The following is a 26,546-nucleotide window of genomic DNA, read 5'->3' on the forward strand; positions in this document are numbered from 1 at the left end:
GGACCCGGCTGGCACACTCAGGCCCATGTTGCGCTGGCTGACTGCCGGTGAGTCGCACGGTCCGCAGCTCACCGCCATCCTCGAAGGTCTCCCCGCCGGCGTGGAGGTGCAGACCACCGACATCGACGCCCAGCTCGCCCGCCGTCGCCTCGGGCACGGTCGTGGTGCCCGCATGGCGTTCGAGCAGGACGTCGTCACCCTGACCGGTGGCGTGCGGCACGGCCGCACCCAGGGCGGGCCCATCGCGGTCCAGGTGGGCAACACCGAGTGGCCCAAGTGGACGACGGTCATGGCCAGCGACCCGGTCGACCCCGAGCTGATCGCGAACCGGGCCCGCAACGCGCCGCTCACGCGTCCGCGCCCCGGCCACGCCGACCTCGCGGGCATGCAGAAGTACGGGTTCGACGACGCCCGGCCGGTGCTCGAGCGCGCCAGTGCCCGCGAGACGGCGGCCCGGGTGGCCCTGGGCGCCATCGCCGGGCAGTTCCTGCACCAGGTGCTCGGTGTGCGCGTGGTCAGCCACGTCGTCGGCATCGGGGCGGTGACGGCCCCCGACGGCCTGGTCCCCGGGCCCGACGACAACGACGCCCTCGACGCCGACCCGGTGCGCTGCGCCGACCCGGCCACCAGCGAGCGCATGCAGGCCGAGATCGACGACGCCCATGACTCCGGCGACACCCTGGGCGGGGTCATCGAGGTGGTCGTGCACGGCCTCCCGCCGGGCCTGGGCAGCCACGTGCACTGGGACCGGCGGCTGGACAGCCGGCTGGCCGGTGCGCTCATGGGCGTGCAGTCGGTGAAGGCGGTCGAGGTCGGCGACGGCCTCGAGACCGCCCGCCGGCGCGGCTCCGTCGCCCACGACGAGATCGACGTCACCGGCCCCGGCACCGTCGCCCGGCGCACCGACCGCGCCGGCGGCATCGAGGGCGGCATGACCAACGGCGAGGTGCTGCGCGTGCGGGCGGCCATGAAGCCGATCAGCACCGTGCCCCGTGCGCTGGCCACGCTCGACACCACCACCGGCGAGGCCGCCGTGGCCATCCACCAGCGCAGCGACGCCTGCGCGGTGCCCCGCGGGTCGGTCGTGATGGAGGCGATGGTGGCCCTCGTGCTGGCCGACGCGGTGCTGGAGAAGTTCGGCGGCGACTCGGTGCCCGAGACCCGCCGCAACGTCGCGGGCTACCTCGACGGGCTGGTCTGGCGGTGAGCTCGGCCGGCCTGCCGGTGGTGCTCGTCGGGCCGCCGGCGTCGGGGAAGACGACCGTCGGCAGGCAGCTGTCCGCCGCGCTGGGGCTGCCGTTCCGGGACACCGACCACGACGTCGAGGCCGAGACCGGCACCTCGGTCGCCGACCTGTTCGTGACCCGCGGCGAGCCGCACTTCCGGGCCCTCGAGGAGCGGGCCGTCGCCCGCGCCCTGGCCGAGCACGAGGGCGTGCTCGCCCTCGGTGGCGGGGCCCCCACGAGCGCGGCCACGCGGGCGCTGCTCGTCGCGCACGGCCGGGCCGGCGGCACGGTCGTCTGGCTCGACGTCGACCTGGCCAGCGCCGCGAAGCGGGTGGGGCTCTCCCGCGACCGGCCGATCCTGGGCGTGAACCCGCGGCAGATGCTGCGGCAGATGCTCGACACCCGCGCACCCCTGTACCGCGAGGTCGCCACGCTGCACCTGACCACCGATGACCGCTCCGTCGACGAGGTCGTCGCCGCGGTTGTCGCGGCCCGCCCGGCCGTGGGCAGCACGTCGTGACCGCACGCATCACGGTCGCCGGTGACCGGCCCTACGAGGTCGTCATCGGTGCGGGTGTGCGCGCCGAGCTGGCGCTGCTGCCGGGCACCGCCCTGGCGGGCGCCACCCGGGCCGCGGTCGTGCACACCGCCTCGGTCGCCGCGCTGGCCGGTGAGGCGGTCGCCGCGCTGCAGACCGCGGGCCTGGCCGCCGAGGCCCTCGTCGTCCCCGACGGGGAGGCCGGCAAGACCGCCGAGGTCGCCGCCGGGCTGTGGGCCGAGCTGGGCCGGCTGGGCCACACCCGCACCGACGCGGTCGTGGGCGTCGGCGGGGGAGCGGTCACCGACCTCGCCGGTTTCGTCGCGGCGACGTGGCTGCGGGGGGTGCGCGTGGTGCACGTGCCCACCAGCCTGCTGGGCATGGTCGACGCCGCGGTCGGGGGCAAGACCGGGATCAACACCGCGGCCGGCAAGAACCTGGTCGGCGCGTTCCACCCGCCCGCCGCCGTGCTCGTCGACACCGAGGTCCTCGACGGGCTGCCGCCCGCGGACTTCCGCGCCGGGCTGGCCGAGGTGGTCAAGTGCGGGTTCATCGCCGACGGCGCGATCCTCGACCTCCTCGCCGCCGACCCCACCGGCCGCTCGGCGACGCCCGAGCTCATCGGCCGTGCCGTCCAGGTCAAGGCCGACGCCGTCGGCGAGGACCTCCACGACACCGGCCGTCGCGAGTTCCTGAACTACGGGCACACGCTGGGCCACGCCATCGAGAAGGCCGAGGACTTCGGCTGGCGGCACGGCGACGCCGTCGCGGTCGGCCTGGTGTTCGCCGCCGAACTGGGGGTGGCCGCCGGTCGGCTGTCCCGCGCGGAGGCCGACCGGCACCGCGAGCTGCTGGTCGCCATGGGGCTGCCCGTGCGCTACGCCGGCGACTTCGCCACCCTGCGGTCGGCGATGGCCGTGGACAAGAAGGCCCGCGGCTCGTCGCTGCGGTTCGTCGTCCTCGACGGCCTGGGCTCGCCCGGCATCCTGACCGACCCCGACGAGGCCTGGCTGCGTGCTGCCTGGGCCGCTGTGGAGGAGACCTCGTGAGCATCCTCGTGCTGAACGGCGCCAACCTGGGCCGGTTGGGCACCCGTGAACCGGCCACCTACGGCACCACCACCTACGCCGACCTGGTCGCCCGCATCGAGGCCGTCGCCGCCGAGCTCGGTCAGCAGGTCTCGGTCCGGCAGACCGACAGCGAGGCCGAGCTGCTGGGCTGGGTGCACGAGGCCGCCGACACCGGGGCCGCCGTGGTGGTCAACCCGGCGGGCTGGACGCACACCTCGGTGGTGCTGCGCGACGCGCTGGCCCAGGTCGACGGGCCGGTGGTCGAGGTGCACATCAGCAACGTGCACACCCGCGAGGCCTTCCGTCACCACTCCTTCGTCTCGGCGGTGGCCACCGGGGTCGTCGCCGGGCTGGGCGTCTTCGGGTACGAGGCCGCGCTGCGCTTCCTCGCCGACCAGGGGGTCCGGTGACGTCCCGCATGGACCACGCCGGCCGGCGCGAGCGCCTGCGTGCGGTGGCCGCCGAGCGCGGGCTCGACGCCGTGCTGGTCACCGACCTGCTCAACGTGCGCTACCTGACCGGGTTCACCGGCTCGAACGGGGCCTTCCTGCTGCGCACCGACGGCACCGACCTCTTCGGCACCGACGGCCGCTACACCACCCAGGCCGGCACGCAGGTGCCCGACGTCGAGCTGGTCGTCGACCGCTCCACCGTGGCGGCGCTGGCCGGGGCCGCGGCCGGCGTCGGTCGGCTGGGCTACGAGTCGCACGTGGTGACGGTCGACGGGCTGCGGGCGCTCGAGCAGGCGGCCGAGGGCGTCGAGCTGGTCAGCGTCCGGCGGGCGGTCGAGGCGCTGCGCGCGGTCAAGGACCCCGACGAGGTCGAGGCACTGCGCCGGGCCTGCACGGTGGCCGACCAGGCCCTGGCCGAGCTGGCCGCCGAGGGTGCGCTGCGCCCCGGGCGCACCGAGCTCGCCGTCGGCCGTGAGCTCGACGCCCGCATGCTGGCGCTGGGCGCCGAGGCCCCGTCGTTCGAGACGATCGTGGCCGCCGGGGCGAACTCCGCCATCCCGCACCACCGGCCCGACGGCACCGAGCTGCGCGGCGGCGACTTCCTCAAGCTCGACTTCGGCGCGACCGTCGACGGCTACCACTCCGACATGACCCGCACCGTCGTCCTGGGCCACCCCGCCGCCTGGCAGACCGAGGTCTACGCGCTGGTCCGGGAGTCCCAGGCCGCCGGCCGGGCGGCCCTGGCGGTGGGTGCCGACGTGACCGCGGTCGACGCCGCCTCGCGCGACGTCATCGCCGCCGCCGGGCACGCCGAGCACTTCACGCACGGCCTCGGGCACGGGGTGGGGCTGGAGATCCACGAGGCTCCGGGAATCTCCGCCCTGGGCGCAGGTACCCTGGCCGCTGGCATGGCCGTCACCGTGGAACCCGGGGTCTACCTCCCGGGGCACGGCGGTGTCCGGATCGAGGACACGTTGATCGTGACCGATGGCGAGCCCGAGTTGTTGACCCTCACGAGCAAGGAACTGCTGGTCCTCTAGATGGCTACCACCAACGACCTCAAGAACGGCATCGTCCTCAAGCTGGACGGTCAGCTGTGGACCGTCACCGACTTCCAGCACGTGAAGCCGGGCAAGGGCGGCGCCTTCGTGCGCACGACCCTGAAGAACGTGCTCAGCGGCAAGGTGGTCGACAAGACCTTCAACGCCGGGCTCAAGGTCGAGACGGCCACCGTGGACAAGCGGAACATGACATACCTGTACAAGGACGGCGCCGACTTCGTCTTCATGGACGGCGACACCTTCGACCAGATCCCCGTGTCCGAGGCGACCGTGGGCGACGCGGCGAACTACCTGCTGGAGAACACCGAGGCCATGGTCGCGGTGCACGACGGCGTGCCGCTGTTCATCGAGCTGCCGGTCTCCATGGAGCTCGTGGTGGCCCACACCGACCCGGGCCTGCAGGGCGACCGCTCCACCGGTGGCACCAAGCCCGCGACGCTGGAGACCGGCGCCGAGATCCAGGTGCCGCTGTTCATCACCACCGGCGAGAAGCTCAAGGTCGACACCCGCGACGGTCGGTACCTGGGCCGGGTCAGCTGACCCGTGGCCGCCCGATCCAAGGCGCGCAAGCGTGCGGTCGACGTCCTCTACGAGGCCGACCTGCGCGGCGGCGACGTGCTGCCGTTGCTGCGCGAGCGCATCGCCGACGGCCACCCGCCGATCGGTGAGCACACGGTGCGGCTGGTCGAGGGAGCGGTCGAGCACTCCGCCGACATCGACCGGCTGATCTCCGAGCACGCGCAGGGCTGGACGCTCGACCGGTTGCCCGACGTCGACCGCGCGATCCTGCGCATGGCGGTGTTCGAGCTGCTGTGGGTCGACGACGTCCCCGACGCGGTGGTCATCGACGAGGCCGTCGAGCTGGCCAAGACGTTGTCCACCGACGACTCGGCGTCCTACGTCAACGGCGTGCTGTCCGGCATCCTCAAGGCCCAGATCCCCACCGTCTGAGGCTCGAACGCGAACGGCCCACTCCGATCACCGGAGTGAGCCGTTCGCGTTCACAGCTCTTACCGCGGGGTGCGGCGGCGGTCGCCCCAGCCGGCGTCGTCGTCGACGTCGGCGTAGATGCTGCCGTCGGCGCCGGGGGAGAGCACCCCCCACTCGATGAGCCGGGTGGTGAGCTCGTCGGGGCTCATGTCGTAGATGATCGCCAGGGACTTGAGGTCCTCGGTGCGGATCGAGAGCACCTTGCCGTTGTAGTCGTGGCGCTGCGCCTGGATGGTGGAGGCGTAGCGGGCCAGCGGCCCGGCCTCGTCGGCGGGCAGCGAGCCCAGCGACTCGAGGTTGAGCACGATCTTGGTGGACTTGGTGATGGCCGAGCTCGGGCGGGGGTCGGGCAGCAGCTCGGCGACCGGCACGCCGTAGAAGACGGCCAGCTCGGACAGGCGCTGCACGGTCACCGCGCGGTCGCCGCGCTCGTAGGACCCGACGACGACGGCCTTCCAGCGGCCGTGCGACTTGTCCTCCACCCCCTGCAGCGAGAGACCCTGCTGGTTGCGGATCGCCCGCAGGCGGGCGCCCAGCGCGCGGGAGTAGTCGGTGCTCATCGTGTCTGCTCACTCAGGGTCGTCGGATGGGGCGGCTTCTGGTCACGCAGAGTACGCGGTGCTGGTGGGCCGCAGCATGTCGAGCACCCCGGTCGGGTGAGATCGGCACGGTGCAGGTCACACCGGGCCGTGCGCTAGCGTCTGCGCCGGAACGAACCACTTCCTTTAACGACCCGTCCCGTGAGGCGGGGAAGGAGGCTTGATCGTCATGCCGGAACCACAGCGGTTGCTGACCGCCGACGACGTCACCCGCGTCGTCGACCGCATGGCCCACCAGCTCATCGAGCGGGCCGCGAGCTCCACCACCGAGGGCGACGGCCTGTCCGACCTCGTGCTCGTCGGCATCCCCACCCGCGGCGCCCCGCTGGCCCGCCGGCTGGCCGCCCGCATCGAGGCCTTCACCGGCACCCCGGTCGACGTCGGCACCGTGGACATCACCCTCTACCGCGACGACCTGCGCACCCGCGGCGTCCGCGCGCTGGAGGAGACCCGGCTGCCCGACTCCGGGGTCGACGGCCGCCTGGTGGTACTGGTCGACGACGTCCTCTTCTCCGGCCGCTCGGTGCGGGCCGCCCTCGACGGCCTGCGCGACGTCGGCCGCCCCCGCGCCGTCCAGCTCGCCGTCCTGGTCGACCGCGGCCACCGCGAGCTGCCGATCAAGGCCGACTTCGTCGGCAAGAACGTGCCCACCGCCCGCACGCAGCAGGTGAAGGTGCGGCTGGCCGAGGTCGACGGCGAGGACGGGGTGACCATCACCGATGCCTGACGCCCTGAGGCACAAGCACCTGCTCGAGGCCGCCGACCTCGACCTCGACGACGCCACCCTGGTGCTGGACACCGCCGCGCAGATCGAGTCCGCGCTGGCCGGCCGCGAGGTCAAGAAGCTGCCCACCCTGCGTGGGCGCACGGTGGTCAACCTCTTCTTCGAGGACTCCACCCGCACCCGGATCAGCTTCGAGCTGGCCGCCAAGCGGTTGAGCGCCGACGTCATCAACTTCTCCGCCAAGGGGTCCAGCGTCTCGAAGGGCGAGAGCCTCAAGGACACCGCGCTGACCCTGGAGGCCATGGGCGCCGACGGCATCGTCGTCCGGCACTCGGCGTCGGGGGCGCCGCACCGGCTGGCCACCTGGGTGGCCGGCAGCGTGGTCAACGCCGGCGACGGCACCCACGAGCACCCCACCCAGGCGCTGCTGGACGCCTTCACGATCCGCAAGCGGTTGGGCCGGCTCGAGGGCGTGCGGGTGGTGATCACCGGCGACGTGCTGCACAGCCGGGTGGCCCGCTCGAACGTGCGGTTGCTGCACACCCTGGGCGCCGAGGTCACCCTGGTCGCCCCGCCCACCCTGCTCCCGGTGGGCATCGGGTCGTGGCCGGTCACGGTGTCCTACGACCTCGACGCCGTGCTGCCCACCGCCGACGTGGTGATGATGCTGCGCGTGCAGGCCGAGCGCATGAACGCCTCGTTCTTCCCCTCGGCCCGGGAGTACAGCCGCCGCTACGGCCTGGACGCCGACCGCATGGCCCGGCTGGCCGACGACGCGATCGTCATGCACCCGGGTCCGATGGTCCGCGGCATGGAGATCGCCGCCGACGTCGCCGACTCGGCCCGCTCCACCATCGTCGAGCAGGTCGGCAACGGCGTCAGCGTGCGCATGGCCGTCCTGTACCTGCTGCTCGGAGGCAACGCATGACCACCCTGCTCATCCGGGGCGCCCGCCCCTACGGCGAGGACGCCGTCGACGTCCTGGTGAAGGACGGCGTGGTCGCCGCGATCGGCACCGACCTGTCCAGCACCGCCGAGACGATCGACGCGACCGGGCTGGTGCTGCTGCCCGGCCTGGTCGACCTGCACACCCACCTGCGGGAACCCGGCCGCGAGGACACCGAGACGGTGCTCACCGGGTCGCGGGCCGCGGCGCTGGGCGGCTACACGGCCGTCCACGCCATGGCCAACACCGACCCGGTGGCCGACACCGCCGGCGTCGTCGAGCAGGTGTGGCGGCTGGGCCGCGACGCCGGGCTGGTCGACGTCGTCCCGGTCGGTGCGGTGACCGTCGGTCTGGCCGGCGAGCGGTTGGCCGAGCTCGGCGCGATGGCCGACAGCGCCGCCCGGGTGCGGGTGTTCTCCGACGACGGGAAGTGCGTCGCCGACCCCGCGCTCATGCGCCGGGCGCTGGAGTACACCAAGGCCCTCGACGGGGTGGTCGCCCAGCACGCCGAGGAGCCCCGGCTGACCGTCGGTGCCCAGATGCACGAGGGCGACCGCTCGGCCCGGCTGGGTCTGACCGGTTGGCCCGCGGTCGCCGAGGAGGCGATCATCGCCCGCGACGTGCTGCTGGCCGAGCACGTCGGCGCCCGGCTGCACGTATGCCACGTGTCCACCGCCGGGTCGGTGGAGCTCATCCGGTGGGCGAAGTCGCGCGGGGTGCAGGTCACCGCCGAGGTGACCCCGCACCACCTGCTGCTCACCGACGCGTGCGCCGAGGGCTACGACGCCACGTTCAAGGTGAACCCGCCGCTGCGCACCGCCGAGGACGTCGCGGCCCTGCGGGCCGGGCTGGCCGACGGCACGATCGACGCCGTCGCCACCGACCACGCCCCGCACGCCGCGGAGGACAAGGAGGTCGAGTGGGCGCAGGCCCGCCCCGGCATGCTCGGCCTCGAGCAGGCGCTGTCGGTGGTCGTCGGGACGATGGTCGAGACCGGCCTGCTCACCTGGCGGGAGGTCGCCGACCGCATGTCGGTCCGCCCGGCCGCCATCGGCCGGCTCGCCGGCCACGGCCGCCCGGTCGCGGTGGGGGAGCCGGCGAACCTCGTGCTCGTCGACCCCGGGGCCCGATCGGTCGTCGACCCGGCGGCGCTGGCCAGCAAGAGCCGCAACAGCCCCTACGCCGGCCGTGAGCTGCCGGCGCGTGTCGTGCACACGTTGCTGCGCGGAGAACTGTCGGTGCGCGACGGGAAGGTCCAGGAATGAGTGAGGCGCTGCTCGTGCTCGAGGACGGCCGCACGTTCCGCGGCGAGTCCTACGGGGCCACCGGGACGACGGTCGGCGAGGCCGTCTTCTCCACCGGCATGACCGGTTACCAGGAGACGTTGACCGACCCCAGCTACCACCGCCAGGTGGTGGTGATGACCGCGCCGCACATCGGCAACACCGGGGTCAACGACGAGGACGACGAGTCCCGCCGCATCTGGGTCGCCGGCTTCGTGGTGCGCGACCCCGCCCGGCGTCCGGCGAACTGGCGGTCCACCGGCACCCTCGACGACGAGCTGGTCGAGCACGGGGTGGTGGGCATCAGCGGCATCGACACCCGGGCGCTGACCCGGCACCTGCGCGACCGGGGCGCCATGCGGGTGGGCATCTCCACCGAGCTCGACGCCGACGCCCTGCTGGCCCGGGTGCAGGCCGCGCCGTCGATGGCCGGGGCCGACCTCGCACCCGAGGTCACCACCGAGCAGGCCTACACCGTCTCGGCGGTGGGCGAGACCAGGTACCGCATCTCGGCCCTCGACCTGGGCATCAAGGCGGCCACGCCGCGGCACCTGGCCGAGCTGGGGGTCGAGACCCGGGTGCTCCCGGCCACCGCCACGGCGGCCGAGCTGCTCGAGGCCGGGCCCGACGGGGTGTTCCTGTCCAACGGCCCGGGCGACCCGGCCGCCTCGGACTACGCCGTCGAGGCCGTCCAGGGCGTGCTCGACGCCCGCCGGCCGCTGTTCGGCATCTGCTTCGGCAACCAGATCCTGGGCCGGGCGCTGGGCCTGGGCACCTACAAGCTGCCCTTCGGCCACCGTGGGCTCAACCAGCCGGTGCTCGACCGCGTCACCGACTCGGTGCGCGTCACCAGCCAGAACCACGGCTTCGCCGTCGACGCCCCGCTCGACCGGGCCACCGACACCCCCTACGGGCGGGTCGAGGTCAGCCACGTCGGGCTCAACGACCAGGTCGTCGAGGGGCTGCGCTGCCTCGACGTCCCTGCGTTCAGCGTGCAGTTCCACCCCGAGGCCGCCGCCGGCCCGCACGACGCCGCCCCGCTCTTCCAGCGCTTCGTCGACCTCATGGAGGACTCCCGTGCCGAAGCGTGACGACATCTCCCACGTGATGGTGATCGGCTCCGGGCCGATCGTCATCGGGCAGGCCTGCGAGTTCGACTACTCGGGCACCCAGGCGTGCCGGGTGCTCAAGGCCGAGGGCCTGCGGGTCAGCCTGGTCAACAGCAACCCGGCCACGATCATGACCGACCCCGAGGTCGCCGACGCCACGTACGTGGAACCGCTCACCCCCGAGTTCGTCGAGCGGGTGATCGCCGCCGAGCGGCCCGACGCGCTGCTGGCCACCCTGGGCGGGCAGACCGCGCTGAACCTGGGCCTGGCGCTGCAGGCCAACGGGGTGCTGGAGAAGTACGGCGTCCGGCTCATCGGCGCCGACGCCGACGCGATCAACCGCGGCGAGGACCGGCAGCTGTTCAAGGACATCGTGCGCTCGATCGGCGCCGACGCCCCGCGCTCCACGGTCTGCGGCTCGGTCGAGGAGGCCCTGGCCACCGCCGACGAGGTCGGCTACCCGGTGGTCATCCGGCCCAGCTTCACCATGGGCGGGCTGGGTTCGGGCTTCGCCACCGACGAGGCGATGCTGCGGCGCATGGCCGGCCACGGCCTGGCCGACTCACCCGTGCACACCGTGCTGATCGAGGAGTCGGTGCTGGGCTGGAAGGAGTACGAGCTCGAGCTCATGCGCGACCGCACCGACAACGTCGTGGTCGTCTGCTCCATCGAGAACATCGACGCCATGGGCGTGCACACCGGCGACTCGGTGACCGTCGCGCCGGCGATGACGCTGACCGACCGCGAGTACCAGAAGATGCGCGACGTCGGCATCGCGGTGCTGCGCGAGGTCGGCGTCGACACCGGCGGGTGCAACATCCAGTTCGCGGTCAACCCGGCCGACGGCCGGCTCGTCGTGATCGAGATGAACCCCCGGGTCTCGCGGTCGTCGGCGCTGGCGTCGAAGGCCACCGGCTTCCCGATCGCCAAGATCGCCGCGAAGCTGGCCATCGGCTACACCCTCGACGAGATCACCAACGACATCACCAAGGTCACCCCGGCGGCGTTCGAGCCGACGCTCGACTACGTGGTCGTGAAGATCCCGCGTTTCGCCTTCGAGAAGTTCCCCGGCGCCGACCCGCGGCTGACCACGACGATGAAGAGCGTCGGCGAGGTCATGAGCATGGGCCGCAACTTCACCGAGGCCCTGGGCAAGGCGATGCGCTCCACCGAGACGTCGCAGGTCGGGTTCTGGACCGGCCCCGCCCAGCCGGAGGAGAGCGCCGAGGAGCTGCTCGAGCGGCTGCGCACGCCGGTCGACGGCCGGCTCTACACCGCCGAGCGGGCGCTGGCCGCCGGTGCGACCGTCGAGCAGGTCGCCGAGGCCAGCGGCTTCGACCCGTGGTTCGTCGACCAGGTGCTGCAGGTGCACGAGATCGGCACCGAGGTGCGCGACGCGCCGTCGCTGACGCCCGAGCTGCTGCGCCGGGCCAAGCGGCACGGCCTCTCCGACCGCCAGGTCGCAGCGCTGCGGCCCGAGCTGGCCGGCGAGGACGGCGTCCGCACGCTGCGCTGGCGGCTGGGCATCCGGCCGGTCTACAAGACCGTCGACACCTGCGCCGCCGAGTTCGCCGCCACCACGCCCTACCACTACTCGACCTACGACGAGGAGACCGAGGTCGCCCCGCGCGAGAAGCCCGCGGTGCTCATCCTCGGGTCGGGGCCCAACCGCATCGGGCAGGGCATCGAGTTCGACTACTCCTGCGTCCACGCGGTGCTGGCCCTGCAGGACGCCGGCTACGAGGCGGTGATGGTCAACTGCAACCCCGAGACCGTCTCCACCGACTACGACACCGCCGACCGGCTGTACTTCGAACCGCTCACCTTCGAGGACGTGCTCGAGGTCGTCGAGGCCGAGCGGGCGGCCGGCCCGGTGGCCGGGGTCATCTGCACCCTGGGCGGGCAGACCCCGCTGGCCCTGGCCCAGCGCCTCAAGGACGCCGGGGTCCCGGTGCTGGGCACCGCGCCCGAGGCCATCGACGCCGCCGAGGACCGCGGCGAGTTCTCCCGCGTGCTCGCCGACACCGGGCTGCCCGCGCCCCAGCACGGCACGGCGGTGCGCTTCGACGAGGCCCGCGGGATCGCGGCGTCGATCGGCTACCCCGTGCTGGTGCGGCCCTCCTACGTGCTCGGCGGGCGCGGCATGGAGATCGTCTACGAGGACGCGACGCTCGAGGCGTACCTGGCCAAGGCCACCGACGTGAGCCCCGACCACCCGGTGCTCATCGACCGCTTCCTCGAGGACGCCGTCGAGATCGACGTCGACGCCCTCTTCGACGGCACCGACCTCTACCTGGGCGGCGTGATGGAGCACATCGAGGAGGCCGGCATCCACTCCGGTGACTCCGCGTGCGCGCTGCCGCCGATCACCCTGGGCGCCACCGACCTCCGGTCCATCCGGTCGGCCACCGAGAAGCTGGCGCGGCGCATCGGGGTGCGCGGGCTGATGAACGTCCAGTACGCGCTCAAGGACGACGTCCTGTACGTGCTGGAGGCCAACCCGCGGGCCAGCCGCACCGTGCCCTTCGTCTCGAAGGCCACCGCGGTGCCGCTGGCGAAGGCCGCTGCCCGCATCGCGGTGGGGGAGACCATCGCCGGCCTGCGCGCCGCCGGCGTGCTGCCGGCCGACGGCGACGGCGCCGACACCCCGGTCGACGCGCCCATCGCGGTCAAGGAGGCGGTGCTGCCGTTCAACCGGTTCCGCAACGCCGAGGGCCAGGGCGTCGACACCGTGCTGAGCCCGGAGATGAAGTCCACCGGCGAGGTCATGGGTCTGGACGCCGAGTTCGGCACCGCCTACGCCAAGTCCCAGGCCGCCGCCTACGGCTCGCTGCCCACCGAGGGCACCGTGTTCGTCTCGCTGGCCAACCGGGACAAGCGCCTGGCCGTCTTCCCGGTCAAGCGGTTGGCCGACCTCGGGTTCACCGTGCTGGCCACCGCCGGCACCGCCCAGGTGCTGCGCCGCAACGGGGTGACCTGCACGGTGGTCGGCAAGTTCTCCGACGGGCCGGGCAACGTCGTGGAGGCCATCCTGGCCGGGGAGGTCGACATGGTGGTCAACACACCGTTCGGGGCCCCGGGGAACTCCGGGCCGCGCCTGGACGGCTACGAGATCCGCGCCGCCGCGGTGACAGCGGGCATCCCGTGCATCACCACCGTGCAGGGCATGGCGGCCGCGGTGCAGGGGGTCGAGGCGCTGCGCCGCGGTGACATCGGCGTGCGCAGCCTGCAGGACCTGCACGCCTCCCTCGCCCTGGCCCGGGCACAGCGGTGAGCCAGGACGACGGCGCGACCCGCATGGTCTCCCTGCCCACGGGTGAGCGCGTGCTGCCCCCTGTGCCGGGCTCGGGCACCGGGTTGCTGGGCCAGCCGGCCCCGCCGGCCGAGCACCCGCCGGTGCAGGGCCTGGCGGTGGTGGTGGGCTCCCGCCCGGTCAGCGCCTACACCGAGCTGACCCTCGAGGCCCCCGACATCGCCGAGGCCGCCCGGCCCGGGCAGTTCGTCGCCTTCGCCGTCGGCGGGCCCACCTCGGCCATGCTGCTGCGCCGGTCGATCGCCATCGCCGGGGTCGGCGGCGGCCGCTTCTCCGTGGTGGTCAGCGCGAAGGCCGCCGGGTCCACCTGGCTGGCCGGCCTGCGCCCCGGCGACGAGGTCGACGTCGTCGGCCCGTTGGGCAGGCCCTTCCCGCTGCCGCCGCCCGGCACCCCGGCGCTGCTGGTCGGCGGGGGCTACGGCGCCGCAGCCCTCGTCGGGCTGGGCGGGCTGCTGCGCTCGCGCGGGCACGAGGTGGCCGCCGTGGTCGGCGCCGGCGACGAGGACCGGTTGTGCTCGGTCGAGGACCTCTCGGCGGTCGCGGCGCCCTTCGTGGTCACCACCGACGACGGCAGCGCCGGGCGGGCGGGCCGGGTCACCGGACCGGTCGCCGAGCTGGTCAGCGGCGCCGGGGTGGTCTACGCCTGCGGCCCGATGCCCATGCTGGCCGCCGTCGCCCAGCTCGCCACCGACCGCGGCGTGCCCTCGTGGGTGGCCGTCGAGGAGTCGATGGCCTGCGGGGTGGGCGTCTGCATGACGTGCGTGCTGCCGGTCGTCGGTGCCGACGGCCGGTCCCGGTTCGCCCGCTCGTGCACCGACGGCCCGGTGTTCGCCGGCGACCGGGTGCGCTTCGCCGACGTCGGCACGCTGCCGCCGGACCTGCTGGGCGCCGACGCGATGACCCTGGCCCACACCCCCGCCGGAGAGGGCGAGACGCCGTGACCATGCTGCCCGAGGTCGAGCTGCCCAGCGTCGACATGCAGGCCTCCCTCGGCGGGGTGCCGATGGTCAGCCCGGTGCTCACCGCGTCGGGCTGCGCGTCCTTCGGCCGCGAGCTCGACCCGTTCTTCGACCTCACCTCCATCGGCGCGGTGGTCACCAAGTCGGTGCAGCTGCGCCCGCGCTCGGGCCGGGCCACCCCGCGCATGGCCGAGACCCCCAGCGGCATGATCAACTCGATCGGGCTGCAGGGGCCGGGGATCGACGGCCTGCTGGCCGACGAGCTGCCCTGGCTGGCCGAGCGCGGCGTCCGGTCGCTGGTGTCGATCGCCGGGGCCCGCACCGAGGACTTCGCCGAGCTGGCCGAGCGGCTGCGCGGCGCGCCCGGGGTGCTGGGCATCGAGGTCAACATCTCCTGCCCCAACGTCGAGAGCCGGGGCGAGGTGTTCGCCTGCAACCCCGACGCCTCCGCCGCGGTGGTCGCCGCCGTCCGGGCCGCCGCCGACCCCGCGCACCCGGTCTACGCCAAGCTCACCCCCGACGTCACCGACATCGTGTCGGTGGCCCGGGCCTGCGCCGACGCCGGCGCGAACGGGCTGTCGATGATCAACACGCTGCTGGGCCTGGTCATCGACCCGGACACGATGCGCCCGGTGCTCGGCGGGGTCACCGGCGGGCTGTCGGGCCCGGCGATCCGCCCGGTGGCGCTCCGGTGCGTCTGGCAGGTGCACGCCGCGCTGCCGAACGTGCCGATCCTGGGCATGGGCGGCATCCGCACCGGTCTGGACGCCCTGCAGTTCATCCTGGCCGGGGCCGGTGCGGTCTCGGTCGGCACCGCGGTGTTCAACGACCCCTCGGCCCCGGCCCGCATCCACGCCGAGCTCGCCGACGCGTTGGGGGAGCGGGGCTTCGGCCGGCTGGCCGACGCCGTGGGCTACGCCCACCGCGCCCCCGACGAGGGCTCGCCCGGGCGGCACCGGTGACGACGGCCGGTGTCCCCGCCGGTCCCGCGCACCCGGCCCGGTTCGGGGCCCGGCTGGCCGCGGCCGTGGCCGCGCGCGGCCCGCTCTGCGTGGGCATCGACCCCCACCGCGAGCTGTTGACCTCATGGGGGCTGGACGACGACGTCGACGGCCTGCGCCGGTTCACCGACGCCGTCGTCGAGGCGCTGGCGGGCACGGTGGCCGTGCTGAAGCCGCAGTCGGCGTTCTACGAGCGGCACGGCTCCCGCGGGCTGCTGGTGCTCGAGGACGCCGTCGCGCGCTGCCGCGACGCCGGCGCCCTGGTGCTGCTGGACGCCAAGCGCGGCGACATCGGCTCGACCATGGCCGGGTACGCCGACGTCCTCACCGCCGGTCACCCGATGCAGGTCGACGCCCTCACGGTCAGCCCCTACCTGGGGCCCGACTCGCTCGCCCCGGCCGTGCGCACCGCCCGCGACCACGGGGCCGGTCTGTTCGTGCTGGCCCGCACCTCCAACCCCGACGCCGCCACCTTCCAGCACGCCCGGCTGGCGGACGGTCGCACCGTCGCCCAGGCCGTGGTCGACCAGGTGGGGCGCTGGAACGCCCCCGACCGGATGCTCGACGACCCCGCACCCGACCCGGGAGCGGATGTCGACCGGCAGGGCCGGTGGAGCGCGGACACCGGCTCCTTCGGCGTCGTGGTGGGTGCCACGCTCGCCGAGCTCGACGTCGACCTCGCCGGCCTGCGCGGACCGGTGCTGGCCCCCGGCCTGGGCGCCCAGGGCGGGACCCCGGCCGACCTGGGGCGCCTGTTCGGCGGGGGTCGAGCCGTGGTGCCGACGGTCTCCCGCGACGTGCTGGCTGCCGGTCCCGATGCTGCAGCCCTGCGGGCGGCGGCCGAGCGCTGGGCTGCTGACCTGGCCCGATGACCGGGCGTGACCTTAGCGGGGCGTAAGGTCCACGAGTCGAAGCACACCGACGGCACTGCGCGGGCACCGGGGTCCGGTGTCCGCTGTCGTACCGGGTGACTAGGTTGACCGCCAGGCTCGAGCAGGCGGGCCACCGTCCGCCCCGCTCGTCCCCCACACACCGAGATCCGCCCCGTCGGCCACCGCCGACGCCACGAGAACGATTGGGTTCCCCGTGCCCCTCCCTCAGCTCACCCCCGAACAGCGCGCCGCCGCCCTCGAGAAGGCCGCTGCCGCCCGCAAGGTCCGTGCCGAGCTCCGCGAGAAGCTCAAGGGCAAGGGCACCACCGTCGGCGACGTCCTCAAGCAGGGCGAGACCGACGAGGTCATCGGCAAGATGCGCGTGTCCGCCGTCCTGGAGTCCCTGCCCGGTGTCGGCAAGGCCCGCGCCGCCAAGATCATGGAGCGGCTCGAGATCTCCCCGACCCGTCGCGTCCGCGGTCTCGGCGCCAACCAGCGCAAGGCGCTGGAGGCCGAGTTCGCCGGCGAGCAGCCCGCCTGACCCGCCGCCGACCACCGTCCCCACCCACGTCCGAGGTCTGCCCGCAGTGACCGTGTCGCCCGCCCGGTTGACGGTGCTGTCCGGCCCCTCGGGCGTGGGGAAGGGCACGGTGGTCGCCGAGGTGCGCCGCCGGCACCCCGAGGTGTGGGTCTCGGTCTCGGTCACCACCCGCCGTCCCCGCCCGGGCGAGGTCGACGGCGAGCACTACCTGTTCGTCGACCACGAGCACTTCGACTGGCTGGTCGCGAACGACGGCCTGCTCGAGTGGGCCGAGTACGCGGGCAACCGCTACGGCACCCCGCGCGGCCCGGTCGAGGAGCAGCTGGCCCAGGGGCTGCCCGCCCTGCTCGAGATCGAGATGCAGGGCGCCCGCCAGGTCCGGGCGAGTGCACCCGACGCCCAGCTGGTGTTCCTGGCGCCCCCGTCGTTCGAGGTGCTGGCCTCCCGCCTGACCGGTCGCGGCTCCGAACCCGCCGACGTCATCGCCCACCGGCTGGACATCGCCCGGGCCGAGATGGCCGCCGTCGGCGACTACGACGTGGTCGTGGTGAACGACGACCTCGCCCGCGCCGCGGACGAGTTGGTACTCTTGCTGACTGCGCCACCCGCAGGCTGACGCCCCGCCCGCAGCGCATCCGATCTACCGAGGAGCTCAACAGCCCGTGTCCGGAGTCGCACCTGCCCCCGAGGGCATCACCAACCCGCCGATCGACGAGCTGCTCGAGCGCACCAGCAGCAAGTACGGCCTGGTCATCTACGCGGCCAAGCGGGCGCGCCAGATCAACGCCTACTACAGCCAGCTCTCCGAGGGCCTGCTCGAGTACGTCGGCCCGCTGGTCGACACCGCCCCCCAGGAGAAGCCGCTCTCGATCGCGCTCCGCGAGATCAACGAGGGCCTGCTGACCCACACGGCGGGCGAGAACTGAACCCCATGTGATGACGACCCCCGGCCCTGGTGGCCGGGGGTTTCGTCGTCCTTGGGCAGGATGGGCGCATGAGCCGGATCGTGCTGGGGGTCGGTGGCGGGGTCGCCGCCTACAAGTCGGCGCTGCTGCTGCGTGCCCTGACCGAGCGCGGGCACGACGTCCGGGTGGTGCCCACCGCCTCGGCGCTGCGGTTCGTCGGCGCGGCGACCTTCGAGGCGTTGAGCGGCAACCCGGTGAGCACCGAGGTGTGGGACGACGTCCCCGAGGTCGCCCACGTGCGCATCGGCCAGACCGCCGACCTGGTGGTCGTGAACCCGGCCACCGCCGACCTGCTGGCCCGCGCCGCCGCCGGGCGGGCCGACGACCTGCTGACCGCCACGCTGCTCGCCACCGGTGCCCCGGTGCTGTTCGTGCCGGCCATGCACACCGAGATGTGGCAGCACCCGGCCACCCAGGACAACGTCGCCACCCTGCGCCGCCGCGGTGCGCTGGTGCTGCCCCCGGCCGTGGGTCGGCTCACCGGCCCCGACTCCGGCCCCGGGCGACTGCCCGAGCCGCACGACGTCGCCGCGCTCGTGGACGTCGTGCTCGGGGGCGGCTCGCTCCAGCAGGACCTCGCCGGCACCCGGGTGCTCATCAGCGCCGGCGGCACCCGCGAGCCGCTGGACCCGGTGCGCTACCTGGGCAACCGGTCCTCCGGCCGGCAGGGCTGGGCCCTGGCCCGCACGGCAGCCGCGCGCGGCGCGGAGGTCACCCTGGTCGCGGCCAACGTCGAGGACGCCGCCCCCTTCGGCTGCACGGTGGTGCCCGTGGGGTCCGCGGCCGAGCTCCACGCCGCGATGACCGCCCGCACCGGGGACGCCGACGTGGTGGTCATGGCCGCTGCTGTCGCGGACTTCCGGCCCACCGAGGTCGCGGCCGACAAGCTCAAGAAGGGCAGCAGCAGCGAGCCCACGGCGGTCGCGCTCACCCGCAACCCCGACGTCCTGGCCGACCTCGTGGCCGCCCGGCGCGCCGGTCAGCTGGTCGTGGGATTCGCCGCCGAGACCGGTGACGCCGACGACGACGTGCTCGGGCACGCCCGGGCCAAGCTGGCCCGCAAGGGCTGCGACCTGCTGGTGGTCAACGACGTCTCGGCTGGTCAGGTCTTCGGCCGACCGGACAACGCCGTCACCGTGCTGGCCGCCGACGGCGCCGTCACCGAGGTCGCGGCGGCCGGCAAGGACACCGTCGCGGCCGCCGTCTGGGACGTCGTGGTCCCACGCCTGGGCAGTCGCCGGTAACCTGGTCCGCCGGGCGTGCGCGAGACGCGCGCCCCGTCGAGGTCGGGCGAGGATCGCCGGCCCGTCCGCACCCCGCAGTCCACACACCTGGGAGTCCCGAGTGGCACGTCGCCTGTTCACGTCCGAGTCGGTCACCGAGGGGCACCCCGACAAGATCGCCGACCAGATCAGCGACGCCATCCTCGACGAGATGCTGACGCAGGACCCGCGCAGCCGGGTCGCCGTCGAGACCATGATCACCACCGGCCAGGTGCACATCGCCGGCGAGGTGACCACGGGCGGCTACGTCGACATCGCCTCGATCGTCCGCGAGACCATCCTGCGCATCGGCTACGACTCCTCGCGCAAGGGCTTCGACGGCGCCTCGTGCGGCGTCAGCGTCTCCCTCGGCGCCCAGTCGCCCGACATCGCCCAGGGCGTCGACGTCGGCTACGAGGCCCGCACCGGTGCCGCCGACCGCGCCGCCGCCGCCGAGGACCTCATCGCCAAGCAGGGCGCCGGCGACCAGGGCCTCATGTTCGGCTACGCCAGCGACGAGACCCCCGAGCTCATGCCGCTGCCGATCGCGCTGGCCCACCGCCTGTCCAAGCGGCTCTCGGCCGTGCGCAAGGACGGCTCCGTGCCCTACCTGCGTCCCGACGGCAAGACCCAGGTCACCGTCGTCTACGAGGACGGCCGTCCGGTCGGCGTCGACACCGTCGTGGTGTCCTCCCAGCACGCCGAGGACATCTCGATCGAGACGCTGCTGACCCCCGACATCGAGGAGCTCGTGGTCCAGCCCGAGCTCGCCGCGCTCGGCCTGCCCACCACCGGGCACCGCCTGCTGGTGAACCCCACCGGCAAGTTCGTGATCGGTGGCCCCATGGGCGACGCCGGCCTCACCGGCCGCAAGATCATCGTCGACACCTACGGCGGCATGGCCCGCCACGGTGGCGGCGCCTTCTCCGGCAAGGACCCGTCGAAGGTCGACCGCTCGGCGGCCTACGCGATGCGCTGGGTGGCCAAGAACGTCGTGGCCGCGGGCCTGGCCCGTCGCTGCGAGGTGCAGGTGGCCTACGCGATCGGCGCCGCGAGCCCGGTCGGCCTCTTCGTCGAGACCTTCGGCACCGGCACGGTGGCCGACGACCAGCTCGAGAAGGCCATCGCGAACGTCTTCGACCTGCGCCCCGGCGCGATCGTGCGCGACCTGGACCTGCTGCGCCCCATCTACGGGCCCACCGCGGCGTACGGCCACTTCGGCCGCACCGACCTCGACCTGCCCTGGGAGAAGACCGACCGCGTCGAGGCCCTCAAGGCCGCGGTGTAGTCCTGTCGTACCCACCGGGCACGATGTCCCGGTGAAGGTCGCCAGGGTCGTCGTCGACGTACCGCTGGCGCACCTGGACCGTCCGTTCGACTACGCCGTCCCCGAGGAGCTCGGGGACGGCGTCGTCGTCGGGTGCCGGGTACGGGTGCGCTTCGCCGGCCGGCTCGTCGACGGCGTCGTCCTCGACGTCGGGACGACGACCGAGCACACCGGGAAGCTCGCCCCGCTGGCCAAGCTCGTGTCCAGCGAGCCCGTGCTCACCCCCGAGGTGGCCGAGCTTGCCCGGGTGGTGGCCGACCGGTACGCCGGCAGCCTCACCGACGTCCTGCGGCTGGCGCTCCCCCCGCGGCGGGGCGCCCCCGAGAAGCGGCCTGCGCTCGACCCACCTGCGCCGCCTCCGCCCCCCGACCCGGCGGGGTTCGCCCGGTACCCGACGGGCCCGGAGTTCCTGGAGGCGCTCGCGCTGGGCCGCACGGTGCGCGCGGTCTGGACCGCACTGCCCGGGGAGGACTGGCCGACCCGGCTGGTCGAGCTGTGCCGGGCTGCGCTGTCGGGTGGGCGCGGGGCGCTCGTGGTCGTCCCCGACGGCAAGGACCTCGACCGGCTGGCCGCGGCCGCCGCCGCGCAGCTGCCGAAGGACGCCGTCGCGGTGCTGCGGGCCGACTCGGCGCCCGATACCCGGTACGGCCGGTTCCTTTCGGTGTCCCGCGGCACGGCGCAGGTGGTGCTGGGCACCCGGGCGGCGATGTTCGCCCCGGTGCGCGACCTGGGCCTGGTGGTCGTCTGGGACGACGGCGACGACCTGCACGCCGAGCCCCGCGCGCCCTACCCGCACACCCGCGACGTGCTCGTGCAGCGCGCCCACCTGGCGGGTTGCTCGGCCGTGGTGGCGGCGACCGCCCGCACCGCCGAGGCCGCGCTGCTGGTCGAGTCGGGCTGGGCGCACGAGCTGGTCGCCGACCGCCCCGTGCTGCGCGCCGCGGCGCCCCGCGTGCAGGCGCTGGGCGCGGACTCCGAACTGGCGCGCGACCCGGCCGCGCGCAGTGCCCGGCTGCCCTCGCTGGCCTTCCGGGTGGCCCGCGAGGCCCTGGCAGCCGGTGCGCCGGTGCTGGTGCAGGTGCCCCGGTCCGGGTACGCGCCCGGTCTGGTCTGCGACCGCTGCCGGGCGCCGGCGCGGTGCGTGCACTGCGCGGGGCCGCTGGGGGTCGCCGCGGCACCGGGGCCCGGTGGTCAGCGGGTGGCCGCCTGCCGCTGGTGCGCCCGGCCCGCGGCGGTCTTCGACTGCCCGCACTGCCACGGCACCAAGCTGCGGGCATCGGTGGTGGGCTCGGCGCGCACCGCCGAGGAGCTCGGCCGGGCCTTCCCGGGGGCCGCGGTGCGGGTGAGCGGTCGGGGGTCGGTGCTGGCCTCGGTCGGCGACGCGCCGGACATCGTGGTGGCCACACCCGGCGCCGAACCGGTGGCCGAGGGCGGCTACGGCGCCGCGCTGCTGCTCGACTCCTGGGCGCTGCTGGGCCGGGCCGACCTCCGGGCGGGGGAGGAGACGCTGCGCCGCTGGCTCAACGCGGCGGCCCTCGTGCGCCCGGCCCCCGCCGGTGGCCAGGTGGTGGTCACCGCCGACGCCGCGCACCCGGTGGTGCAGGCACTGGTGCGCTGGGACCCGGCCGGGCTGGCCGCCCGCGAGCTGGCCGAGCGGCGCGAGCTGGGCTTCCCGCCGGCCACCCGCATGGCGGCGCTGTCGGGCTCGCCGGCGGCGCTGGCCGACTTCCTGGAGCTGCTGCGCCCACCGGCCGGCGCCGAGGTGCTCGGCCCGGTGCCCGAGCCCGCGCGGCCCGGGCACGAGGCCGGTGAGCGGTTCCTGGTGCGCACCGCACGGGCCGACGGCGTGGCGCTGGCCCGTGCCCTTGCCGACGTCCAGGGGGTCCGGTCGGCGCGCAAGGCCCCCGAGCACGTGCGGGTGCAGCTGGACCCCGACCAGCTGTAGGCCGGTCAGCTCTGGCGGTCGACCTCGGCCAGCTCGGCCTCCCAGGCGGCGACGTCGGCGTCCTCGCGGGTCCGTCGCTCGTCGTCGATGATGCGCACCGTCGCCCGGCGCCACCACAGCGGCAGGGTCGTCGCGGTGGCCAGCGCGCCCGCCGCCAGCCCCACCAGCCGGTGCGGCCGGACGACGCCGCGGCGGGCCAGCGCACGGGTCAGCGGGCCGTCGACGGCACTGGCGAGCAGGCCCCAGCCGACCGAGACCAGCCCGGCCGCCATCGACAGCTGCTGCTCGGCCGGGGCGACCGGTCGCGGCGGGCGACCGGCGGCGATGGCCTGCACGGTGGGCAGCTCGTCGGCCGCGGCGTGTGCGAGCACGAGGGCGCCCACGCCGAGGTGGGTGCGCCGCCGGGCGGCGGAGCGGCGGGGGTGGTCGAGGGCCGCCTCGCCCAGGCCCACGACGACGCCGTCGAGGACGCTGCTGACCACTGCGCGGGCACGGTGCCGGGTGCCGTTGTCCATACCGCACCGTACCCACGACGACCCCCCGCGCGGGAGTCCTGGCGGGCCCGGACCGCACGACGCCCGGACGTGGCACGGTGGCGGGGTGCGGACGATCGGGTTGCTGGGCGGCATGAGCTGGGAGAGCAGCGCGCTCTACTACCGGTTGCTGAACGAGGGCGTGCGCGAGCGGTTGGGTGGCCTGCACAGTGCACGGTGCGTGCTCCTGTCGGTGGACTTCGCCGGCATCGAGGAGCTGCAGGTGCGGGGGGAGTGGGACGCAGCCGGCGAGCTGCTGGCCCGCGACGCCGCCGCCGTGCAGGCGGCCGGGGCCGACCTCGTGCTGCTGTGCACCAACACCATGCACCGGGTGGCCCCGGCCCTGGAAGCGGTGCTCGACGTCCCGTTGCTGCACATCGCGGACGTCACCGCCGCGGCGGTGCGGGCCGCCGGGCTCACACGGGTGGGTCTGCTGGGCACGGCGTTCACGATGGAGCAGGCGTTCCTGCGCGACCGGCTGGCCGCCGGGGGGCTCGAAGTGGTGGTCCCCGGTGCCGTCGACCGCGCCGAGGTGCACCGGGTCGTCTACGAGGAGCTCTGCCGCGGGGTGGTCGAGCCGGGGTCGCGGCGCCGCTTCGTCGAGGTCGTCGGTCGCCTCGTCGGTGACGGCGCCCAGGGCGTGGTGCTCGGCTGCACCGAGATCGAGCTGCTGCTCGGTCCCGACGACGTCGACGTCCCGGTGTTCGCGACGACCGCACTGCACGTCGACGCGGCCCTGGACGCCGTCCTCGGTCCGGCCCCCCGGTAGGGCCCGGTCGGGAGCTCGCGAGCGGCCGGGGGACCGGGGGGTCCTTCCCCTAGACTCCACGGGTGAGCGTCACCCCGATCCGGATCATGGGCGACCCCGTGCTGCGCACCCCCGCCGCGCCGGTCGTCGACTTCGACGCCGAACTGCGCCGGCTGGTCACCGACCTGACCGAGACCATGCACGCCGCCGGCGGCGCCGGCCTGGCCGCGCCCCAGATCGGCGTCGGCCTGCGGGTGTTCACCTGGTACGTCGACGGCGAGGTCGGCCACCTGGTCAACCCCGACGTCGTGCCGGTGGGCGAGGAGACCGAGGAGGACGCCGAGGGCTGCCTGTCGATCCCCGGTTTCCGGTTCGACTGCCGCCGGCACCTGTACGTCGCGGCCAGCGGGTGGAACATGCACGGCGAGCCGGTCCGGGTCGAGGGGTCGCACAAGCTGGCCCGCGCCATCCAGCACGAGACCGACCACCTCGACGGCGTCCTGTTCGTCGACCGGCTCGACGCGCAGGCCCGCGAGGCCGCGCTCTCCGTGCTGGCCGACGCCGAGTGGCAGGGCCACCAGGCATGGGTGCCGCAGGGTGAGCCGACGCCGCCCCCCGTCGTGAAGGTGAGCCCGCACTGAAGCTGCTCTTCGCCGGTACGCCGGCGCCCGCCGTCCCGTCGCTGGAGGCCCTGCTGGCCAGCGACCACGAGGTCGTCGCGGTGCTCACCCGGCCCGACGCCCGCGCCGGGCGGGGGCGTCGCGAGGTGCGCTCGCCGGTCGCCGTCCGGGCCGACGAGGCGGGCATCCCCGTGCTGCAGCCGCCGTCGCCGCGCGACCCGGCGTTCCTCGAGCAGTTCGCCGCGCTCGGCGTCGACTGCGCACCCGTCGTGGCCTACGGCGCGCTGGTGCCGCCGGCGGCGCTGGCGGTCCCGCAGCACGGCTGGGTCAACCTACACTTCTCGTTGCTGCCCGCGTGGCGCGGTGCCGCTCCGGTGCAGCACGCGGTGATGGCCGGCGACGAGGTCACGGGCGCGGCGACCTTCCGGCTCGAGCAGGGCCTGGACACCGGCCCGGTGTACGGCGTCGTCACCGAGCCGGTCGGCCCGCGCGACACCGCCGGCGACCTGCTCGACCGGCTCGCGGTCAGCGGCGCCGGCCTGCTGGTGGCCACCCTCGACGGCGTCGCCGACGGCTCGCTGCAGCCCGTGCCGCAGCCCGCCGAGGGCGTCTCGCTGGCCCCGAAGGTCGAGACCGCCGACGCGGCCGTCGACTGGTCGCTGCCGGCCCACGTGGTCGACCGCCGCGTCCGCGGGGTGACCCCGGCCCCCGGGGCCTGGACGACGTGGCGCGGCGACCGCCTGCGGCTGGGGCCGGTCGAGCCGCTGCCCACGTCGCTCGGCCTCGAGCCGGGGCAGCTGTCGGTGGGCCCCAGCGGGGTGCTGGTGGGCACCGGCCGCGGCTCGGTGCGGCTGGGCCAGGTGCAGCCGGCCGGCAAGAAGATGCTCCCCGCGGCCGACTGGGCGCGCGGCGCCCGGCCCGCGGACGGCGAGAGGGTGGGCGCGTGACGCAGGGCCAGGGCCAGGGTGGCCGAGCACAGGGTGGCCCAGGACAGGGTGGCCGCGGGCAGGGTGGCCGACGACCGGCGCCGGCCGGGCGCCGCGGGCCGACCGGGCGACCGGCGGGTCCGCGCACGGTGCAGCACCGGCCCGAGAGCCGCCGGGGCGCCCCGGTCCTCGACGGCGCCCGGTTGACCGCCTACGACGTGCTGCACGGGGTCTCCTCCCGCGACGCCTACGCCAACCTGCTGCTGCCCCAGCTGCTGCGCGAGCGGGCCGCCGACCTGTCGCCCCGCGACGCCGCGTTCGCCACCCAGCTCACGTACGGCACGCTGCGGGCCACCGGCACGCTCGACGCGGTCCTGGCCGGGCTGGTGTCCCGCCCGCTCGGTGAGCTCGAGCCCGAGCTGCTGGACCTGCTGCGGCTGGGCGCCTACCAGGTCATCGACCTGCGGGTGCCGGCGCACGCCGCGGTGGACACCACGGTGGCCCTGGCCCGGGCGATCGTCGGCACGGGTGCGTCCGGCCTGGTCAACGCGGTGCTGCGCAAGGTCGCCGACGGCGGCGACCGGGCGGCGTGGGTGCAGGCGCTGGGCGCCACCGGTGACGAGCGGCTCTCGCTGCTCACCGACCACCCGCAGTGGATCATCGACGCGTGGCGCGGCGCGCTGGGATCCGACGCCGAGCTCGAGGACGCGCTGCTGGCCGACGACGAGGCCCCCGAGGTGCACCTGGTGGCCCGCTCGGTCGACCGGGCCACGCTCATCGCCTCCTCCGACGGCCTGCCCGGCCCCTGGTCGCCGTACGCGGTGCGCCTGGAGGGCGGCGACCCCGGCCTGCTGCCCGAGGTGCGCTCGGGCTCGGCGGGGGTGCAGGACGAGGGGTCTCAGGTCGCCGCGCTCGCGCTGGTGCGCGCCCCGCTGGACGGGCCGGACGCCGCGTGGCTGGACATGTGCGCCGGGCCCGGCGGCAAGGCCGCGCTGCTGGCAGCGGTCCGTCCCGAGGGCGTGCGGCTGACCGCGGCCGACCGCTCGGAGCACCGGGTGGGTCTGGTCGCGTCGGCGCTCCGGGACGCCGAGGACGTCGAGGTGCTGGTGACCGACGGCCGCACGGGTCCGTGGGAGGCCGGGTCGTTCGACCGCGTGCTGCTCGACGCGCCCTGCACCGGGCTGGGCGCGCTGCGCCGGCGGCCCGAGGTGCGCTGGCGGCGCACGCCGGAGGACGTCGCCCCGCTGGCCGAGCTGCAGCGCGAGCTGCTCGACGCGGCGCTGGTCGCCGTCCGGCCCGGGGGCGTGGTGGCCTACGTGACCTGCTCCCCGCACACGGCCGAGACCGTCGACGTGGTGGCCGGGGTGGCCGACCGCGACGACGTCGAGGTGCTGCCGGTGGCCCCGCTGTTCCCCGGGGTCCCCGACGCGGCCCGGGGCGACGGTCTGCAGCTGTGGCCGCACCGGCACGGCACCGACGCGATGTTCGTCGCCCTCCTGCGCCGCCGCTCCTGACGCCGGCGGGATGTCCGCGCGG

At 74.9% G+C, this 26,546-nt stretch carries 27 protein-coding genes; 25 read left to right on the top strand and 2 right to left on the bottom strand.

The genetic code is table 11. The features are described 5' to 3' along the window. Positions 1–25: 25 nt before the first annotated feature. From aroC to nusB, 7 genes are read left to right on the top strand one after another with little or no spacing between them, the layout of a single operon-like run. Complete coding sequence (gene aroC / locus BLP29_RS11915) at positions 26–1,207, top strand: chorismate synthase (protein ID WP_092804465.1); 1,182 nt, start codon at positions 26–28, stop codon at positions 1,205–1,207. Next, on the top strand, positions 1,204–1,746 hold the full coding sequence (locus BLP29_RS11920; protein WP_092804468.1) for a shikimate kinase: 543 nt from the start codon (positions 1,204–1,206) through the stop codon (positions 1,744–1,746). The genes aroC and BLP29_RS11920 overlap by 4 nt, the downstream gene beginning before the upstream one ends. Further along, entirely contained in the window at positions 1,743–2,813 is a 1,071-nt protein-coding gene (aroB, locus tag BLP29_RS11925) for a 3-dehydroquinate synthase (RefSeq protein ID WP_092804471.1), read from the top strand. Before BLP29_RS11920 ends, aroB begins: the two co-directional genes overlap by 4 nt. After that, on the top strand, positions 2,810–3,244 hold the full coding sequence (gene aroQ, locus BLP29_RS11930; protein WP_207798446.1) for a type II 3-dehydroquinate dehydratase: 435 nt from the start codon (positions 2,810–2,812) through the stop codon (positions 3,242–3,244). The genes aroB and aroQ overlap by 4 nt, the downstream gene beginning before the upstream one ends. Continuing rightward, complete coding sequence (locus tag BLP29_RS11935) at positions 3,241–4,326, top strand: M24 family metallopeptidase (RefSeq protein WP_243469893.1); 1,086 nt, start codon at positions 3,241–3,243, stop codon at positions 4,324–4,326. The genes aroQ and BLP29_RS11935 overlap by 4 nt, the downstream gene beginning before the upstream one ends. Further along, entirely contained in the window at positions 4,327–4,887 is a 561-nt protein-coding gene (gene efp / locus BLP29_RS11940; protein ID WP_092804477.1) for an elongation factor P, read from the top strand. Between the two features lie 3 nt (positions 4,888–4,890). Further along, complete coding sequence (gene nusB / locus BLP29_RS11945) at positions 4,891–5,298, top strand: transcription antitermination factor NusB (RefSeq protein WP_092804480.1); 408 nt, start codon at positions 4,891–4,893, stop codon at positions 5,296–5,298. Positions 5,299–5,357: 59 nt separating this feature from the next. Here nusB and bldD read toward each other — a convergent pair whose 3' ends face one another. Next, positions 5,358–5,897 carry a transcriptional regulator BldD gene (bldD, locus tag BLP29_RS11950; protein ID WP_092804483.1) on the bottom strand — a complete coding sequence of 180 codons (540 nt, stop codon included), beginning with the start codon at positions 5,895–5,897 and terminating at the stop codon, positions 5,358–5,360. 208 nt (positions 5,898–6,105) lie between these two features. On the opposite strand from bldD, the gene pyrR reads away from it, so the two are divergent. The 14 genes from pyrR (at position 6,106) to BLP29_RS12020 (ending at position 22,183) form a co-directional block, all read left to right on the top strand. Next, positions 6,106–6,663, top strand: a complete 558-nt coding sequence (gene pyrR / locus BLP29_RS11955) for a bifunctional pyr operon transcriptional regulator/uracil phosphoribosyltransferase PyrR (protein WP_092804486.1) — start codon at positions 6,106–6,108, stop codon at positions 6,661–6,663. Further along, positions 6,656–7,588 carry an aspartate carbamoyltransferase catalytic subunit gene (locus BLP29_RS11960; protein ID WP_092804489.1) on the top strand — a complete coding sequence of 311 codons (933 nt, stop codon included), beginning with the start codon at positions 6,656–6,658 and terminating at the stop codon, positions 7,586–7,588. Before pyrR ends, BLP29_RS11960 begins: the two co-directional genes overlap by 8 nt. Further along, positions 7,585–8,871, top strand: a complete 1,287-nt coding sequence (locus BLP29_RS11965; protein ID WP_092804492.1) for a dihydroorotase — start codon at positions 7,585–7,587, stop codon at positions 8,869–8,871. Before BLP29_RS11960 ends, BLP29_RS11965 begins: the two co-directional genes overlap by 4 nt. Beyond that, entirely contained in the window at positions 8,868–9,980 is a 1,113-nt protein-coding gene (carA, locus tag BLP29_RS11970) for a glutamine-hydrolyzing carbamoyl-phosphate synthase small subunit (RefSeq protein WP_092804495.1), read from the top strand. Before BLP29_RS11965 ends, carA begins: the two co-directional genes overlap by 4 nt. Beyond that, a complete protein-coding gene (carB, locus tag BLP29_RS11975; RefSeq protein ID WP_092804498.1) occupies positions 9,967–13,272 on the top strand; it encodes a carbamoyl-phosphate synthase large subunit in 3,306 nt (1,101 codons plus the stop codon). Before carA ends, carB begins: the two co-directional genes overlap by 14 nt. Continuing rightward, the gene (locus BLP29_RS11980; protein ID WP_243469894.1) at positions 13,269–14,252 is read left to right on the top strand and encodes a dihydroorotate dehydrogenase electron transfer subunit; all 984 of its coding nucleotides are present in this window, start codon (positions 13,269–13,271) and stop codon (positions 14,250–14,252) included. The genes carB and BLP29_RS11980 overlap by 4 nt, the downstream gene beginning before the upstream one ends. A 2-nt stretch (positions 14,253–14,254) precedes the next feature. Further along, on the top strand, positions 14,255–15,232 hold the full coding sequence (locus BLP29_RS11985; protein ID WP_207798468.1) for a dihydroorotate dehydrogenase: 978 nt from the start codon (positions 14,255–14,257) through the stop codon (positions 15,230–15,232). Then, the gene (gene pyrF, locus BLP29_RS11990; RefSeq protein ID WP_092804501.1) at positions 15,229–16,143 is read left to right on the top strand and encodes an orotidine-5'-phosphate decarboxylase; all 915 of its coding nucleotides are present in this window, start codon (positions 15,229–15,231) and stop codon (positions 16,141–16,143) included. The genes BLP29_RS11985 and pyrF overlap by 4 nt, the downstream gene beginning before the upstream one ends. Positions 16,144–16,357: 214 nt before the next feature. After that, positions 16,358–16,684 (top strand): integration host factor, actinobacterial type, encoded by a 327-nt coding sequence (mihF, locus tag BLP29_RS11995; RefSeq protein WP_207798447.1) that lies wholly within the window; start codon positions 16,358–16,360, stop codon positions 16,682–16,684. 46 nt (positions 16,685–16,730) lie between these two features. Next, a complete protein-coding gene (gene gmk / locus BLP29_RS12000; protein WP_243469895.1) occupies positions 16,731–17,300 on the top strand; it encodes a guanylate kinase in 570 nt (189 codons plus the stop codon). Positions 17,301–17,346: 46 nt separating this feature from the next. Further along, on the top strand, positions 17,347–17,610 hold the full coding sequence (gene rpoZ / locus BLP29_RS12005; RefSeq protein WP_014741310.1) for a DNA-directed RNA polymerase subunit omega: 264 nt from the start codon (positions 17,347–17,349) through the stop codon (positions 17,608–17,610). Positions 17,611–17,678: 68 nt separating this feature from the next. Next, positions 17,679–18,893: a bifunctional phosphopantothenoylcysteine decarboxylase/phosphopantothenate--cysteine ligase CoaBC gene (coaBC, locus tag BLP29_RS12010; protein WP_092804507.1), complete on the top strand. Its 1,215-nt coding sequence runs from the start codon at positions 17,679–17,681 to the stop codon at positions 18,891–18,893. A gap of 100 nt (positions 18,894–18,993) precedes the next feature. Continuing rightward, positions 18,994–20,199 carry a methionine adenosyltransferase gene (gene metK, locus BLP29_RS12015; protein ID WP_092804510.1) on the top strand — a complete coding sequence of 402 codons (1,206 nt, stop codon included), beginning with the start codon at positions 18,994–18,996 and terminating at the stop codon, positions 20,197–20,199. 31 nt (positions 20,200–20,230) lie between these two features. Beyond that, a complete protein-coding gene (locus BLP29_RS12020) occupies positions 20,231–22,183 on the top strand; it encodes a primosomal protein N' (protein ID WP_092804513.1) in 1,953 nt (650 codons plus the stop codon). 5 nt (positions 22,184–22,188) lie between these two features. On the opposite strand, the gene BLP29_RS12025 is transcribed toward BLP29_RS12020, so the two are convergent. Beyond that, on the bottom strand, positions 22,189–22,665 hold the full coding sequence (locus BLP29_RS12025; RefSeq protein ID WP_133379140.1) for a hypothetical protein: 477 nt from the start codon (positions 22,663–22,665) through the stop codon (positions 22,189–22,191). Positions 22,666–22,783: 118 nt separating this feature from the next. Here BLP29_RS12025 and BLP29_RS12030 point away from each other — a divergent pair, with 118 nt between their 5' ends. From BLP29_RS12030 to BLP29_RS12045, 4 genes are all read left to right on the top strand, one after another. Beyond that, entirely contained in the window at positions 22,784–23,485 is a 702-nt protein-coding gene (locus tag BLP29_RS12030) for an aspartate/glutamate racemase family protein (RefSeq protein WP_092804519.1), read from the top strand. A 62-nt stretch (positions 23,486–23,547) separates the two neighbouring features. Beyond that, positions 23,548–24,105 carry a peptide deformylase gene (gene def / locus BLP29_RS12035; RefSeq protein WP_092804522.1) on the top strand — a complete coding sequence of 186 codons (558 nt, stop codon included), beginning with the start codon at positions 23,548–23,550 and terminating at the stop codon, positions 24,103–24,105. A gap of 2 nt (positions 24,106–24,107) precedes the next feature. Further along, complete coding sequence (gene fmt / locus BLP29_RS12040) at positions 24,108–25,031, top strand: methionyl-tRNA formyltransferase (RefSeq protein WP_279385449.1); 924 nt, start codon at positions 24,108–24,110, stop codon at positions 25,029–25,031. 128 nt (positions 25,032–25,159) lie between these two features. Next, entirely contained in the window at positions 25,160–26,524 is a 1,365-nt protein-coding gene (locus tag BLP29_RS12045) for an RsmB/NOP family class I SAM-dependent RNA methyltransferase (protein WP_207798448.1), read from the top strand. The last annotated feature ends 22 nt before the right edge of the window (positions 26,525–26,546 follow it).

The organism is Klenkia marina (assembly GCF_900101025.1).
Lineage (GTDB): Bacteria > Actinomycetota > Actinomycetes > Mycobacteriales > Geodermatophilaceae > Klenkia > Klenkia marina.